General features: G+C 72.1%; 16 protein-coding genes. 6 read left to right on the top strand and 10 right to left on the bottom strand.

The window, feature by feature from the left end; genetic code table 11:
- Positions 1 to 171, top strand: coding sequence for a hypothetical protein (locus ACWEV3_RS35585; protein ID WP_452618110.1), 171 nt, complete (start codon positions 1 to 3; stop codon positions 169 to 171).
- Here ACWEV3_RS35585 and ACWEV3_RS35590 read toward each other — a convergent pair.
- From ACWEV3_RS35590 to ACWEV3_RS35605, 4 genes are all read right to left on the bottom strand, one after another.
- A complete protein-coding gene (locus ACWEV3_RS35590) occupies positions 168 to 659 on the bottom strand; it encodes a hypothetical protein (protein WP_452618111.1) in 492 nt (163 codons plus the stop codon). The genes ACWEV3_RS35585 and ACWEV3_RS35590 overlap by 4 nt on opposite strands.
- A gap of 183 nt (positions 660 to 842) precedes the next feature.
- Positions 843 to 2,243: a sugar porter family MFS transporter gene (locus ACWEV3_RS35595; RefSeq protein WP_452618112.1), complete on the bottom strand. Its 1,401-nt coding sequence runs from the start codon at positions 2,241 to 2,243 to the stop codon at positions 843 to 845.
- 77 nt (positions 2,244 to 2,320) lie between these two features.
- Complete coding sequence (locus ACWEV3_RS35600) at positions 2,321 to 3,202, bottom strand: SIS domain-containing protein (RefSeq protein ID WP_452618113.1); 882 nt, start codon at positions 3,200 to 3,202, stop codon at positions 2,321 to 2,323.
- A 97-nt stretch (positions 3,203 to 3,299) separates the two neighbouring features.
- Positions 3,300 to 4,082, bottom strand: coding sequence for a DeoR/GlpR family DNA-binding transcription regulator (locus tag ACWEV3_RS35605; RefSeq protein ID WP_452618114.1), 783 nt, complete (start codon positions 4,080 to 4,082; stop codon positions 3,300 to 3,302).
- Positions 4,083 to 4,263: 181 nt separating this feature from the next.
- Here ACWEV3_RS35605 and ACWEV3_RS35610 point away from each other — a divergent pair, with 181 nt between their 5' ends.
- From ACWEV3_RS35610 to ACWEV3_RS35630, 5 genes are all read left to right on the top strand, one after another.
- The gene (locus ACWEV3_RS35610; RefSeq protein ID WP_452618115.1) at positions 4,264 to 5,628 is read left to right on the top strand and encodes a Gfo/Idh/MocA family protein; all 1,365 of its coding nucleotides are present in this window, start codon (positions 4,264 to 4,266) and stop codon (positions 5,626 to 5,628) included.
- 28 nt (positions 5,629 to 5,656) lie between these two features.
- Positions 5,657 to 6,283, top strand: a complete 627-nt coding sequence (locus ACWEV3_RS35615; protein WP_452618116.1) for a nucleotidyltransferase domain-containing protein — start codon at positions 5,657 to 5,659, stop codon at positions 6,281 to 6,283.
- Positions 6,284 to 6,535: 252 nt separating this feature from the next.
- Positions 6,536 to 7,693 (top strand): GAF domain-containing sensor histidine kinase, encoded by a 1,158-nt coding sequence (locus tag ACWEV3_RS35620; RefSeq protein ID WP_452618117.1) that lies wholly within the window; start codon positions 6,536 to 6,538, stop codon positions 7,691 to 7,693.
- Entirely contained in the window at positions 7,690 to 8,319 is a 630-nt protein-coding gene (locus ACWEV3_RS35625; RefSeq protein WP_132479668.1) for a response regulator, read from the top strand. The genes ACWEV3_RS35620 and ACWEV3_RS35625 overlap by 4 nt, the downstream gene beginning before the upstream one ends.
- A 264-nt stretch (positions 8,320 to 8,583) precedes the next feature.
- The gene (locus tag ACWEV3_RS35630; RefSeq protein WP_452618118.1) at positions 8,584 to 8,721 is read left to right on the top strand and encodes a hypothetical protein; all 138 of its coding nucleotides are present in this window, start codon (positions 8,584 to 8,586) and stop codon (positions 8,719 to 8,721) included.
- A gap of 54 nt (positions 8,722 to 8,775) precedes the next feature.
- Here the strand turns inward: ACWEV3_RS35630 and ACWEV3_RS35635 are convergent, their stop codons facing one another.
- The 6 genes from ACWEV3_RS35635 to ACWEV3_RS35660 are packed head-to-tail and all read right to left on the bottom strand — an operon-like array spanning position 8,776 to position 13,072.
- Positions 8,776 to 9,987, bottom strand: coding sequence for a hypothetical protein (locus ACWEV3_RS35635; protein ID WP_452618119.1), 1,212 nt, complete (start codon positions 9,985 to 9,987; stop codon positions 8,776 to 8,778).
- Positions 9,984 to 10,298: a type VII secretion target gene (locus ACWEV3_RS35640; RefSeq protein ID WP_358565577.1), complete on the bottom strand. Its 315-nt coding sequence runs from the start codon at positions 10,296 to 10,298 to the stop codon at positions 9,984 to 9,986. The genes ACWEV3_RS35635 and ACWEV3_RS35640 overlap by 4 nt, the downstream gene beginning before the upstream one ends.
- Positions 10,295 to 10,717, bottom strand: a complete 423-nt coding sequence (locus tag ACWEV3_RS35645) for a YbaB/EbfC family nucleoid-associated protein (RefSeq protein ID WP_452618120.1) — start codon at positions 10,715 to 10,717, stop codon at positions 10,295 to 10,297. Before ACWEV3_RS35645 ends, ACWEV3_RS35640 begins: the two co-directional genes overlap by 4 nt.
- Positions 10,718 to 10,755: 38 nt before the next feature.
- Positions 10,756 to 11,589 (bottom strand): ESX secretion-associated protein EspG, encoded by an 834-nt coding sequence (locus ACWEV3_RS35650; RefSeq protein WP_452618121.1) that lies wholly within the window; start codon positions 11,587 to 11,589, stop codon positions 10,756 to 10,758.
- A complete protein-coding gene (locus tag ACWEV3_RS35655; protein ID WP_452618122.1) occupies positions 11,586 to 11,933 on the bottom strand; it encodes a hypothetical protein in 348 nt (115 codons plus the stop codon). Before ACWEV3_RS35655 ends, ACWEV3_RS35650 begins: the two co-directional genes overlap by 4 nt.
- Positions 11,934 to 11,953: 20 nt before the next feature.
- Positions 11,954 to 13,072 carry a WXG100 family type VII secretion target gene (locus tag ACWEV3_RS35660; RefSeq protein ID WP_452618123.1) on the bottom strand — a complete coding sequence of 373 codons (1,119 nt, stop codon included), beginning with the start codon at positions 13,070 to 13,072 and terminating at the stop codon, positions 11,954 to 11,956.
- Positions 13,073 to 13,428 lie beyond the last annotated feature (356 nt).

The following is a 13,428-nucleotide window of genomic DNA, read 5'->3' on the forward strand; positions in this document are numbered from 1 at the left end:
ATGGCTGAACGGGTGCGGGTTCGGGAGCTCGGTGACGATGAGGGCAACCGGTTGTTACGGATCATCCGCCGTGGCAGTGGGTCCGTGGTGGCCTGGCGGAGAGCGCAGATGGTGCTGCTGTCCGCGCAGGGCATGCCGGTGGCCAAGACAGCACTTCGATACACGCCCTAGCGGAGTAGGTCCGGCCGGACTCTGGCTATCTCCTGGGCCAGCTGCCGGACCATGGTGGTGTCCGGCAGTCTCAGTTCCACTTCCGGATCGGCAGTGGGCAGGCGTTGCAACAGCGCGCTGTGGCGGGTGACGAAGCGACGGTCCACGGGGGTGAACACCAGGGCCGACAGCACCGCCTTCGAGTTCGGGTCGTCCTTGACCGGCGGGCGCGGTTCCTGGCCGCGCACGGCACGCAGCTCGTCCCACGCGATCAGGTCAGATTTGCGACCGGCCCGCCACCACAGTCCACGTTCATCGACGGCGAAGCGATGCGTGCGGGGGACGGAGCCGACCATCACCAGCAGGCCGCCCAGCGCGAGCGCGCCGAACAGGAACGACACGAGGGCCGGAGAAAGATCGGCTTTCGACGTCCCCGACGGGTTCCCGATGTCAGGGAAGACGAAGGCCATCCCGAAGAAAACGAACATGGCTAGCCCGCCGATGAACATCGCCCGGCCGGATCGATACTCGACTACGGGCGTCCCAGGATCGGGTGACCATGTTTCTACGGACACGGCAGGCAGCGTAGCTGAAGACGAGAACCGGCAGATGCATCATCTGGCGAAACCGTCACGCTGACGATCAACGACTACGAGCCGTAGTCGACAGGGCGAACGTTGCCTGATGCGGCACTAGTCGCCGCGGTGCGGTGCGGGGTCGGTGGGCCAGCGGGCGCCGTTCTCCCAGTAGGCGCGGATGCTCTCCAGGGACCGGCCCTTGGTCTCGGGCGCGAACCGGAACACGAAGGCCCAGGCGATCGCCGCGAGCAGCACGAAGATCGCGAACGTGGTGGCGCCGCCGAGGCCGTCCATCAGCGGCAGGAAGAACTGGGCGACGATCAGGTTCGCCACCAGGTCCGCGGTCAGCATCAGCGACGCGCCGAAAGCGCGCAGCCGCGCGGGGAAGCTCTCCGAGGCGAACACCCAGACCAGCGAACCGAAACCGAAGTTGAACCCGGCGGTGAAGACCAGGATCGCCGCGAAACCCCACCACGATCCGCCGCCGCCCAGCGATCCGGTGGCGAACACCAGGATCATCGCGACCCCGGCGGCCATCATCGCCGCGATGCCGCCGAGCAGGATCGGGCGCCGCCCGGCGCGGTCCACGACGAACAGCGATCCGATGGTCGCCAGCAGCGCCGCCGCCTGCACCATCGCGGGCAGCCCGAGCACGGTGGCGTTGCCCTGGAAACCCATCTGCTTGAAGATCATCGGGCTGTAGTAGGTGATCGCGTTGATGCCGGTGATCTGCACGAGGAAACCCAGGACCAGCACGAACATCGTCGCGCCGGAGTAGGGGCGGCGGAACATCTCGCCGACCCGGCCGCCGTGCTGAGCCGAGATGTCGGCGCGGATCTCGGCGAGCTCCCGCTCGACATCGGCGCCCGGGTCGACCAGCCGCAGGGTCCGGCGGGCCTCGTCGTGCCGGCCCTTGAGCACGTACCAGCGCGCGGTGTCGGGCAGCCGCACGAGCAGGAAGACCACCAGCACGGACGGGACCGCGGACAGCGCGAGCATCAGCCGCCAGTTCCCCGACGAGGCAAGGCTCCAGTCGACCAGGTAGGCGGCGAGGATGCCGGCCACGGTGGCGACCTGGTAGCCGACGACCAGCGCGCCGCGGATCGCCGCGGGCGCGGATTCGGCGAGGAAGATCGGCGCCACCACCAGCGACAACCCGATGCTGACGCCGAGGAAGAACCGCGCGATGTCGAGCCAGAGGATGTCGGAGACCAGCCCGGACCAGGCGGCGAACACCGCGTAGCCGAGCACCACGGCGATCATCGTCGGCTTCCGGCCGATCGCGGTGGCCAGCTTCCCGGCGAGCAGTGCGCCGACGATGTTGCCCGCCACGAGCACCGTGGTCACGCTGCCTTGCAGCGCGGGGGACAGGCGCATCTCCTCGGTGATGAACAGCAGCGCGCCGGAGACGTTGCCGATGTCGTAGCCGTAGATGACGCCGATGGTCGCGGCGGCGATCGCGATCCGCCGGGCCGTTGCCGAGGCGGCGCCCAGCGAGGGGGAGGCTCCGGACATGGCACTCTCCTTGGTGCGGTCAGGTTTCTAGGACGTCAAGGTGCTTGCGGGGTCGACGGCGGCCAGGGCCTCCGCCGTCAGCGGTCGAGCACGACGGAGCGGCTGAGGTGCCGCGGCGCGTCCGGGTCGAGGCCGCGGTGCCGTGCGAGCCGGACGGCGAGCAGCTGGGCGCGGACCAGGTCCGCCATCGGGTCGATGGCGTGCCGGACGAACGTCGCGCCGGTGCGCCGCACGTCGGCTTCCAGGTCCGTCAGCGCCGCGCCGAGCAGCCACGTCACGCGCCCCGGTTCGGCGATGCTGATCGGCCCGTGCCGGTACTCAAGCGCCGGGTAGGACTCGGCCCAGATCCCCGTCGCCTCGCGGAACTTCAACGCCGCCTCGTGCGCGAGCCCGACCGTCCAGCCCGTGCCGAGGAACGTGAACTGGTTCGCCTCCAACAGGTTCGGCAGCGGCTCGCGGAGCACGGCCTCGGCCTGGTCGGCGGCGCCGGCCAGGGATTGCCCGAGATGCGTGCGCAGCAGCGCGAGAGTGCTGGTGGCGAACCGGGTTTGCACCACCGAGCGCTCGTCGCAGAACGACAGGTCCACGACCTCGTCGGCGACGTCGCGCACCGCGTCGGGTGTCGCCGTGAGCACCGTGGTGGGCACTTTTCCGCGCAGCGAAGCCAGGAGCTGCCGGACCTCCGTCGTCGTGCCGGAGCGCGTGATGGCCAGCACCCGGTCGTAGCGGCGGCCGGCCGGCATCTCCGACGCGGGGAACGCGTCGGTCACGCCCAGCCCGGACGCCTCCCGGAGCGCCGCGAAGGACTGCGCGACGAACCACGAAGTCCCGCAGCCGATCGCCGCGACCAGCTCGCCCGCCCGCGGCAACGCGTCCTGCACCGACTCGGCCAGCGCGGCCGCCCGGCGCCAGCACTCCGGTTGGCTGGTGATCTCGGCCTGCACGAACGACTGCGCCATCGCGCGCTCCTCCGAAGGGCGTCGGCTAATGAAACAGCCCTCAGGCTAGATGCGTGAAAGTGATTGATCAATGCTCTATTCGAGCATCATTGATCAGTCAGGCGACCAGGACCCTGGTCCCGGCCGCGTCGAAGGCCTGCCGGACCTCCTCATCGACACCGGAGTTGGTGATCAGCGTGTCGATCGCGTCGCCCGCGCAGATCTGCGCGAACGCGCGGCGCCCCAGCTTCGAGCTGTCGGCGACCACGACGACGCGCGCCGCGCGCGAAGCCATCAGCCGGTTGATGCTCGCCTCGCCCTCGTGGTGCGCGTAGGCGCCGAGCTCGCTGTCGATCGCGTCGACGCCCAGGAACAGCAGGTCGAGGGTGATCTCCTGCAGGATGTGGGTGGCCAGCGGCCCGGTGAGCTCGAAGGACTGCTGCCGGGCGACGCCGCCGGTCACCACGATCTTGATGTGCGGCCGGACCACTAGCTCGTTGGCGATGTTCAGCGCGTTGGTGACCACGGTCAGCCCCGGATCGCCGCGCTCGCTGAGATCCGGCCGGGTGGCCAGGCAGCGGGCGACCTCGGTCGTGGTGGTGCCGCCGTTGAGCCCGATCACCATGCCGGGCTGGACCAGCCGCGCCGCCGCCGCGCTGATCCGCTGCTTCTCCGGCGCGTGCCGGGCGGCCTTGTGCCGCAGCGGCAGGTCGTAGGCGACGTTGGTGGCCACCGCGCCGCCGCGGGTGCGGGCGAGCAGCTGCTGGTCCGCGAGGTGGTCGAGGTCGCGGCGGATGGTCGCGGCGGAAACGTCCAGCTCGGCGGCCAGTTCCTCGACGTCGGCGCGCTCGCGCCGGCCGACGATGTCCAGGAGTTTGCTCAGCCGTTCGTGCCGGTTCACAGCCATTCCTTTCGCGCGGCCCCGACGAAAAGTACTACAACGCCCGTCGCGCGTCGGGCGCTTCGGGGCAGCCGAACGGATCACCGCCGAACCGCCCATGCGTCGGTACTGCTTCGGGGTTGGATGTGCAATTCTGCGCGAAACATCGTTCTATCGCGCATATTCACGCAGGAGGAGACCGATGGTCGACCACACTCCCCTTTCCCGGCGGACCCTGCTGCGAACCGGTGCGGTGGCCGGAGCCGGGCTCGGGCTCGCCGGCCTGGCGGCCGGATCCGCCGCAGCGCAGGCCTGGCCCGCGGCCAAGGGAGATCCCATGATGGGCGTGCCCTTCGAGCCGCTCGACACCGTCCGCGTCGGGATCATCGGCTTGGGCAACCGCGGCGCGAGCATGCTTCCGCTGTTCCTGGCGCTCGAAGGCGTCGAGATCACCGCGCTCTGCGACGCGAACCTCGATGCCGTGAACCGCGCGGCCAAGGCCGTGGTCGACGCGGGGCGCCCGGAACCGGCCAAGCACGGCGGCGGGGACCACGACTTCGAGGCCCTGTGCGCCCGCGACGACGTCGACTTCGTCTACATCGCCACCCCGTGGGAATGGCACACGCCGATGGCGGTCACGGCGATGCGCGGCGGCAAGCACGTCGGCGTGGAATGCCCGGCCGGCGTGACCACCGCCGAGCTGTGGGAACTCGTCGACACCTCCGAGCAGACCCGGCGGCACTGCATCCAACTGGAGAACTGCTGCTACGGGCAGAACGAGCTGCGCGTGCTGCGGATGGCGCACGACGGCATGTTCGGCGACCTGCTCTACGGCGCCGGCGCCTACCTCCACGACCTGCGGGAACTGCTGTTCTCCAAGACCTACTACGCGAAGCAGTGGCGCCGCGCGTGGCACACCAAGGTCAACGGCGACCTGTACCCGACGCACGGGCTCGGCCCGGTCGCGGCGTACCTCGACGTCAACCGCGGCGACCGGCTGACGCGGATCACCTCCATGAGCACCCCGGCGCTCGGGCTGGCCGCCTACCGGCAGGAGCACCTGCCCGCGGACGACCCGGCGTGGCAGGAGCCCTACGTCAAGGGCGACGCGACCATGAGCCTGATCCAGACCGAGGCGGGCCGCGTCATCCACCTCGTGCACGACGTGTCCAACGGCCGACCCTACAGCCGGCTCAACCAACTGCAGGGCACCAAGGGCGTGTTCGAGGACTACCCGCCGCGGATCTACCTGGAGCCGACCGGAAATCCGCACGAGTGGGGCAACTGGGACGACTACGCGGGCCACGACCACTGGCTGTGGAAGGACGTCGGCCCGGGCCCGGGCGGGCACGGCGGCATGGACTACCTGATGCTCTACCGGCTCGCGCAGACCATGCGCCTCGGGCTGCCTCCGGACATCGACGTTTACGACTCGGCGACCTGGAGCGCGCCGTTCGCGCTCAGCGCGGAGTCGATCGCCGGCGGCAGCTCCGCGGTCGACTTCCCGGACTTCACCCGAGGCCGGTGGGACACCCCGCACCCCGGGACCGATTCCGCCAAGCCCTGAGGTTCCGGGCGTTTGCGAGGATCGGCGCGTGGCACCAGAACTCGCGCCGTGGGACCCGGCCGGACCGGCCGAGGTGCAGCGCCTCTTCGCGCGGCAGCCCGCGCCCTGGTGGGTGGCCGGCGGGTACGCGGTCGAACTCGCGGCGGGGCGCAGGCTGCGCGAGCACGGCGACATCGACGTGCTGCTGCTGCGCCGCGACCAGCTCGCCGTCCAGCAGGCCCTGGCGGGCTGGGAGTGGTGGGCGGCCGACCCACCCGGAACGCTTCGGCCTTGGCGCCGCGACGAGCGGCTGCCCGCCGGCGTGCACGACGTCTGGTGCCGGCGGAACGCGGACTCGCCCTGGCGGATCCAGGTGATGCTGGACGAATCGGCCGGCGACGAGTGGGTGTCGAGACGAGCGCGGCACCTCCGCCGGCCCATCGCCGGGATCGGCGGCCGGACCGCGGACGGCATCCCGTTCCTGGCCCCCGAGATCCAGCTGTTCTACAAGGCGGCGAACCCGCGCCCGAAGGACGAGTCCGACTTCGCGGCGGTACTCCCGAGCCTCGGCGTGGCGCAGCGGCGCTGGCTCGCCGACGCGATCGCGACCACCTGCGGAGCCCATCCGTGGCTGTCCGCGCTCGTCCCCGCCGACGCCCCGCGAGATCCCGGCTGACGCCCGGATCCGCGATGCGGTCCTCACCGCATGCGCTAGCTGCGATGGTGTCGACCGGCGCTGAGCCGCACAAGGCGAGTTGAGCCTCGACCTGCGGTGATCGACGCGCGGCGGCTCGGTCCGGGACGCTGCCGGGTAGCATCGGGCTCCGGCCGCCCCGGGGTGGCCGGAGCGCGAAACCTCCCGCCGGCCAGTGGAATCCCGGTCGGCTTTCGCGCTGCGAGCACAGTGGACGGAAGTTCGGGGGGACGGGTGGCGCAAGGACACCGCGCGCAGGTGGAGCGGGCGGCGGAACAGGGCGTTCGGTTCGAGCACCTGCTGGACGAGCACGCGCAGGTGCTGCACCTGCTCGACGACACGGCCGCGCTGCGCGGGCTCGCGCAGCGGGTGCGCGACGAATGCGGCGCGCACATCGGCCTGGCCGGGCCGGTCGAGGCCGACCGCCTGCTGGTGCTGCGGCAGTGGAACGGCACCTGCGCCACCGGACTGCACGACCTGCGCGTTCCGATGGGCCTCGGGCTCGGCGGGCTGGCCTTCGCCGAGCTGCGGCCGGTGTGGGTCGACGACTACTGCGCGTCGGCGCTGATCACCCACGACTTCGACGGGCCGATCTCCGCCGACGGCATCAAGACCATGCTGGCGGTGCCGATGGTCCGGGCGGGCGAGGTGCACGGCGTGGTCTACGCCGCGATGCGCGAGATCACCGACTTCGGCGGCAGGCAGCTCGACGCCGCGGTGCACGTCGCCAACAGCGGGGGACTGGCGCTGCAGACGGCGTCGGCCGCGCGGCGCCAGCGCGAGGCGGCGGCCGCGGCCGAACGCCGCCGGATCGCTTCGGAGCTGCACGATTCGGTGGGAGCGCGGCTGTTCCGGATGGGCGCGGAGCTGCGCGACCTGCGGACGCACGCCGAAGGCGGCAGCAGCGAACTGCTGGACCGGTTGGTGTCGCTGGAGAACCAGCTCGCGGAGACCGCGTCCGCCTTCCGGGACTCCGTGCACGCCCTGGACAACGGCGAACCGGGCGGCGGCCTCGCCGAGGCCTTGTCCCGGGACTGCGCGGCGTTCCAGCGCCGCACCGGCACGACGGCGCAGTCGGTCGAGGTCGGTGCGGTGCCGGACTGCGGGCCGCACCGCACCCGGGTGCTGCTCGCGGCCGCCCGCGAGGCGCTGCTCAACGTGGAGAAGCACGCCAACGCCCGCTCGGTGCTCATCAGCACGATCGCGCTGGACGACGAGATCACCGTCTCGGTCGCCGACGACGGCAGCGGCTGGCCCGGCCGTGGCCAGGAGGGCAACGGCATCGGGCTGCGGGCCACCGCCGACCGGGTCGGCGAGGTCGGCGGCACGCTGTCGGTGGTGGCCAACGAGGACGGCGGGCTGACCGTGCGCATCCGGGTTCCGCTGACGTGAGCGAGGACATCCGCCTCGTCGTCGTCGACGACCACCCGGTGGTGCTCGACGGCGTTCGCTTGCTGCTGCGCGACGATCCGGCGATCAGAGTGGTCGGCGGCGCGCCGGACGCGGCCTCGGCGGTGCGGCTGGTCGCCCGGGCCCGGCCGCACGTCGTCCTGCTGGACCTGCGGTTGCCGGACGCCGTGGCGAGCGAACTCGTCGCGCCGCTGCGCCAGGCAGCGCCCGACGCACGGATCGTGGTGTTCACGGCCTACCGCGACCACGCGGCGCTCCAGGCGACGCTCGACGCCGGTGTCGACGGATGCCTGCTCAAGGACGCCGGCGCGACGGACCTGGTGGCGGCGGTGCGCCAGGCGGTGAGCGGGGTCGCGATCTTCGACCCGCGCGTCGACGCCCGGGCGGCGCCCCGGATGCGCGCCCGGCTGCACGACACCGGGCTGACGCAACGCGAGTACGACGTGGTCCGGCACGCCGCCGCGGGACGGACCAACCCGGAGATCGCCGAGCAGCTCGGCCTCACCCGGCACACCGTCACCGGCTACCTGCGCAACGCGATGCGCAAGCTCAACGCCCGAAACCGGATCGAGCTGATCACCAAGGCCGCCCAGTCGGGCCTGCTGTAGGGCCGCCCGAGTACTCGCCCGGCACGCCGGCACCAGTCGCGTCCCCGCGAAAGCGGCGGCGGTTTCGCGCGAAACCGCCACCTGCACGCCTGGCGAACGGCGGTTTCGCGCGAAACCGCCACCTCGGCCCGAACGGGCGTCGTCGGTAGTCCGCGATCCGGGGCGAAACCCCACAGGTGTGGGGGTCGGCTGTGCGTTCTGCGTCTCACCCATCGGTTCGATCGCGCGCCGGATCCGGCGTAGGCGCAGGTCAGGGGATCGCCGGTGCGAGCGGTCGGCGTCGGGCCCCCGGTGCCGGCCTGGAAGGTGATCGCCATGGACAAGAAGTCGAACCTGCTGATCATCGTCGTCGCCGGGGTCATCGCCATCGGACTGCTGTTCGTGGCCGTGTCGGTGGGCTGAAAAACGCCTGCACCTCCGGGCGCAGCCGGGAGTGCAGGCGTTCATCGGCAGGGCTCAGGCGCCGCCGGGCGGGGGCGTGCCGTACTGACCCGTGCCGTACTGGGTCGTTTCGGACGAGTCCGGGTCCGGCCACGTCGCTTCGTACGGGTTCTTGCGGGCCGTCTCCGCTTCGGACGAGTTCGCCGGGCGCGCCATCGGGCCGCCCGCCGCCATGTAGGGCGAGCCGCTCTGGGAACCCGTCCCGGCCGCGGCCGAGTAGGCCGAGCCGGACGAACCCGGGTTCGTCCCCACGGGATTGGCGGTGGAGTAACCGGCCGCTGCCAGGCGAGGCGAGCCGGCGAGCGACGAGGTCGCGCCTGCCGCGGCCGTGCCTGCCGCGGCCGAGTACGGCGACCCCTCGTACGACGATCCCGGGATAGACGACTGGTCCGACGGCAGGCCGGAGAGCCCGGACCGCGTGCTCTGGGCCGTCGTGCCCCTCGGCGAGCCGGTGCTCTGCTGGGCGAGCTCGCTGATCTGCACGATCTTGTCGGTCAGCGAGGCCACGGCCTTGGCCGTCGAATCGACGTGCTTCATCAGGTTCTGCGCGCTGGAGAGCAGGGTCTGCAGGTGCCCCGTGATCCGGCCGCCGTACTCCACGGCGACCTGCACGGCCTGCGGGATCGCGGCCGCGATGCTCGCCCCGAAGGTCGCCTGGGCCGCGGCGATCGCCTGGTTCATGATCATGATGATCTTGCCGACGGCCTCGTTGACGAGGGTCGTGACCTCCTGGAGGGTCTTCGCGACCGCTTCGCCCGCGCCGGCCGCGGCCTCCGCCAGCGCGACCCCCGCCTGGCCGAGCCCGTTGATCCCGTCCACCAGCTCCGCGCCGGTCTTCAGGTATCCGGCCGCGGCCTCGCCCGACCAGCCGCTGGTCTCCGGCCCGGTCGCCTGCCCGTACTCCGAGGCGATCGTCGAGACCGCTCGCCCGGCGTTCTGGAAGCCCTCCGCGCCCGAGGCGATCGAGCTCGGGTCGCCGGCCAGCTGCTGCAGCGGTTCGGACAGGAACGACACCGATTCCGCCAGGAAGCCGAAACCGGCGCCGGCCAGGGCCGACAGCGGGTCGGACACCGAGCCGAGCACCTGCAGCCCGGCACCGGCCCCGCCGAAGTCACCGGTCTGCCAGTCCTTGTTCTGCACGGCCTGGATGGTCGACTTCAGGTCGTCAACGACCTGCGAGGCGTTCGACGGGTTCGGGTTCGCCGAGAAGTTGCTCTCCACGGTCATCGCGCGTCCCTCCCGAACAGCAGGCCGGCGTTGCGGTCGTCGGAGCGCTCGTAGCCCTCGGCGGTCTGCACGAGCGCCGAGCTCATCCCGTCCATGGCGGACGCGGCGCTCCCGATGGCCTCCCCGGCCTGGGTCATGGCGCCGCTGAGCCCGGCCGTGATGAACTGCACGAACGAGCCGAGCGCGTTCTCGGCCAGCGCGCCGGGCAGGCCGCCGGCGGCGGAGGACAGCCCGTCGGCGATGCCGGCGACCGTCTTGGCGTGCTCCCGGATCTGCCCGGGATCGACCTGGAATTCGCCCGGCGCGCTCATCGGACGATCACCTGCGGGTTGGCGAAGAAGTAGTCGTCGTCGTCCGGCGGCGGCGGGCCCGACGAGGCGTCGACACCGGCGGCCGGCGGCATGTGCTGCTTCACGAAGTCCAGCGCGGGACCGTCGCCGACGTAGTCGGTCATGATCTCGACCACCTGGGCGCCGACCGAGCGCTGCGCCTGCTGCGCGGTGGTCAGGATGAGCCGCGCGAGCTGCTCGGCCTCCAGCGCGCGAGCCGCCGGCGTCAGCCGGATGTCCTCCATCGCGCCACTGGGCCCTACCTGCACGGTGACCTCGCCGCGCGGCGAGGACGCCGTGCCGCTCATCCGGCTCAGGCTTTCGCTGGCCGCGCGGGCGTTCGCCGCCGCCCGTGCGAGCTTCTTGTCGTAGTCAGCCAGCCACTGCGCTGGTGAATCCACGGTGTTTCCTCCGGCTTCGTCCTGGAAGTTGCCTGCGCTCACCGCGGCCGGCGGGCGATCCCGGCCAGCTCGTCGAGCGCGAAGCGCAGGTCCTCGCTGCGCAACGGGTTGATGCTCACCCAGCCGTTGCGGGCCGGGTTGACCCGCAGCCGGCCGCGCGGACCGTCCAACCAGGACAGTTCGGCGCCGGCCCGGACGTTCTCGGCGCCGTCGCGCCGCGTCGCGCCGAGCTGGCCCCGGCCGGTCAGGGCCGGCAGCAGCCCGGTGAGCTGGTCGAGCACGCCGGGGTCGCCGCCGCAGTCGCGGACGAGCTCCCGCAGGAGGCGTTCCTTCTCCTCGTCGTCCGCCGCGTCGCGGATCAGCTCCGCCGCGCTGCCGATCGCGCGCTCGGGCAACGAGAGCGGCATCGCGCGGGCCGGGCCCAGGTCGGGCACCATCGGCCGCAGCGCGTCGCCCAGCGCGTTCGCCAGGACCCGCCTGATCCGCACCGGGCTGGCCGGGTCGCCGTCCAGCGGCTGCTCGCAGATCAGCGCCCACGACCGGTAGACCATCGCCACGACGGCGGTCGCGCCGTCGCCGTCGAACAGCACGAGATCGACCGTGCCCCGGTATTCGCGCAGCGCCGTGACCAGCTCGGCAGCGGCCCCGGCGGGCCCGTCCTCGTCGGCGAGCCCGCGCGCCTGGAGGGTCTGGCCCGCGGTGGCCAGCAGCACCTCCCGCTCGCCCTCGATCCGCCCGAACGACGGCACGCGCAGCGGGAAGGGGAAGCGCACGCCGGCGTGCGAGGCGAGCAGATCGAGCTCGATCTGTCCGAAGTGGATGGTTCCGTCGGTGGCCCCGCGCCGGGCGGTGCGCGTGGTCGCGGTCGTCATTCCGCGGCACCGCCCGTCCTGCGCAGCGCCTGCGCGGTGTTGTCGTCGGAACTCACGTAGCGGGTGACGGTCTGGTGCAGCGCGTCGTGGAAGCCGTTCAGCTCGGTGTCGGCCGCGCTGATCTCGCCGGTGAGCCCGGAATGGCCGGCCGCCTCGCGCAGCCGCATCGCCAGGTGCATCGCCGGCGGCGCGGTGCCGAGCATCGGCATCCGCTCGGCGAGCTGGCGCGCGGACGTCACCAGACCGTTGGTCTGCTCGCCGAGGTTGGTGAGCGTTTTGACCTGGGCCGCCAGGTCCTGCGGCGAGACCTGGTAGCCGGGCCCGGGGTTCGCTTCGGAGGTCAAGGGATTCACTCCTGTTCGTGTCAGCCGATGACCGGGGCGCTGGCCGGCCGGTCGTCGGCGAAGAGCTTCTGGTCGACGGTGGGCATGCGGTTCTGGTGGACCTGTTCTTCCTCTTCCTCGCCGCGCCGCGCGCCGGCCGGCCCCATGCCGCCGCCGGCCCCGCCGCGCCCGGCGACACCCGCCATCGAGCCGGACCCGGCCAGCAGCGCGCCGCCCGCGGCTCCGCCGCGCAGCCCCGCCTCCAGCGGTCCGGCGCCGACAAGCTTCCCCCAGGGCGTGCCGCCGCCGGCCCCGCCGGCCGCACCGCCGAATCCGGCCGCGGAGGTCGACGCCGGCGCCCCGAAGCCGAAGGCCTCCGTCGAACCGGCCGGGGCGATCGTCTTGCTGCTGTTGAGCAGGCTCGCCTCGTACTGCTGCATCACGTGCACCGCCTGGGCCTTCTTCTCGGCGGCCGCGACGTTGGCGAGGAACAGGCTGCCGCCACCGGCCGCCACGGCGCCGATCGCGGCACCCATCAGGGCTCCCGGGGCCGCGCCGACGCCGCCCGCGCCCGCGCCGATCAGGCCGCCGATGACCGCGCCGGCCCCGGCACCGGCCGCGGCGCTGGCCACGGCGCCTCCGGTCGGGTCGCCGGGCGGCGGCGGCATCGTGTTGCGGGCGACGGAAAGCGCGTCGCCGGCGTCCTGGGTGGCCTGCTGGGTCGTGGCCGCGCGGGTGCTGATGTCGTCGGTCCGCTCGCCGATCGAGCCGAGGCGCTCCGTCGCCAGGTCGGCGGACGAACTGGTCCAGTTCGCCTGCATGGCGGTCCGCTGCTGGCGCATCGATTCCGCGTGATCGGTCAGCTCGCTGCTGTGCCGCCCCCACTCCGTGGCGACCGCGCTGACGTCCCCGACGTCGGCGTTGTCCCACAGCATCTGGTAGAGCTGCTCGTGGGAGTAGGAGTTCCAGTTCGTGCCTTCGGGCGGGATCGGCGAACCGAAGTACCCCTCCCACACGTTGCGCAGGGCGTTCACCACGGGTTGCGCCAGCGCGCCGGCCGGGCCGGCGTCGTCCAGCACGGAGGTGGCGGCGTTCGCCAGGTCTTGCACGCCGGCGGACGCCATCTCAACGACGTTCGCCGTCTCCGAGTCGTTGATCATGTCCGGTGTTCTGCCTTCCAATCGGTCCGCCGACCCGGCGGCGGACCACCGATCACGGTGATCTTGCTGAGTTCACGATCGCTGGAGACGGCTGCCGCCGTCGTCGGGCAGCGGTGGTGCGCTCACGGCGGGCGCGACGGGGCCGCCGATCGGCGCTGGTCTGCGCGCGAGATCCATGCGGGATGTCCACCTTCGTGCCGGGCCCGCATCCCCTCTGCGGGCACCGCACAAAGATCACCAGAACGGCGCAGCGGAATCATCCGCAACATTGCTGATGTTTCGGTCGAACCGCCTTCGACCTGCCCGGCAGCCCTTCGTATTGGGGCAGATATGGGGCAGACATGCAGTCGGCGACT

It is taken from the genome of Saccharopolyspora sp. NPDC003752 (assembly GCF_053605825.1).

What these genes read in the sequence shown, in the direction of transcription:
- ACWEV3_RS35660 (WP_452618123.1), bottom strand. Translation starts at nt 13,072, where the DNA reads ATGATCAACGACTCGGAGACGGCGAACGTCGTTGAGATGGCGTCCGCC.
- ACWEV3_RS35595 (WP_452618112.1), bottom strand. Translation starts at nt 2,243, where the DNA reads ATGTCCGGAGCCTCCCCCTCGCTGGGCGCCGCCTCGGCAACGGCCCGG.
- ACWEV3_RS35650 (WP_452618121.1), bottom strand. Translation starts at nt 11,589, where the DNA reads ATGACGACCGCGACCACGCGCACCGCCCGGCGCGGGGCCACCGACGGA.
- ACWEV3_RS35600 (WP_452618113.1), bottom strand. Translation starts at nt 3,202, where the DNA reads ATGGCGCAGTCGTTCGTGCAGGCCGAGATCACCAGCCAACCGGAGTGC.
- ACWEV3_RS35590 (WP_452618111.1), bottom strand. Translation starts at nt 659, where the DNA reads ATGTTCATCGGCGGGCTAGCCATGTTCGTTTTCTTCGGGATGGCCTTC.
- ACWEV3_RS35585 (WP_452618110.1), top strand. Translation starts at nt 1, where the DNA reads ATGGCTGAACGGGTGCGGGTTCGGGAGCTCGGTGACGATGAGGGCAAC.
- ACWEV3_RS35635 (WP_452618119.1), bottom strand. Translation starts at nt 9,987, where the DNA reads ATGACCGTGGAGAGCAACTTCTCGGCGAACCCGAACCCGTCGAACGCC.
- ACWEV3_RS35640 (WP_358565577.1), bottom strand. Translation starts at nt 10,298, where the DNA reads ATGAGCGCGCCGGGCGAATTCCAGGTCGATCCCGGGCAGATCCGGGAG.
- ACWEV3_RS35610 (WP_452618115.1), top strand. Translation starts at nt 4,264, where the DNA reads ATGGTCGACCACACTCCCCTTTCCCGGCGGACCCTGCTGCGAACCGGT.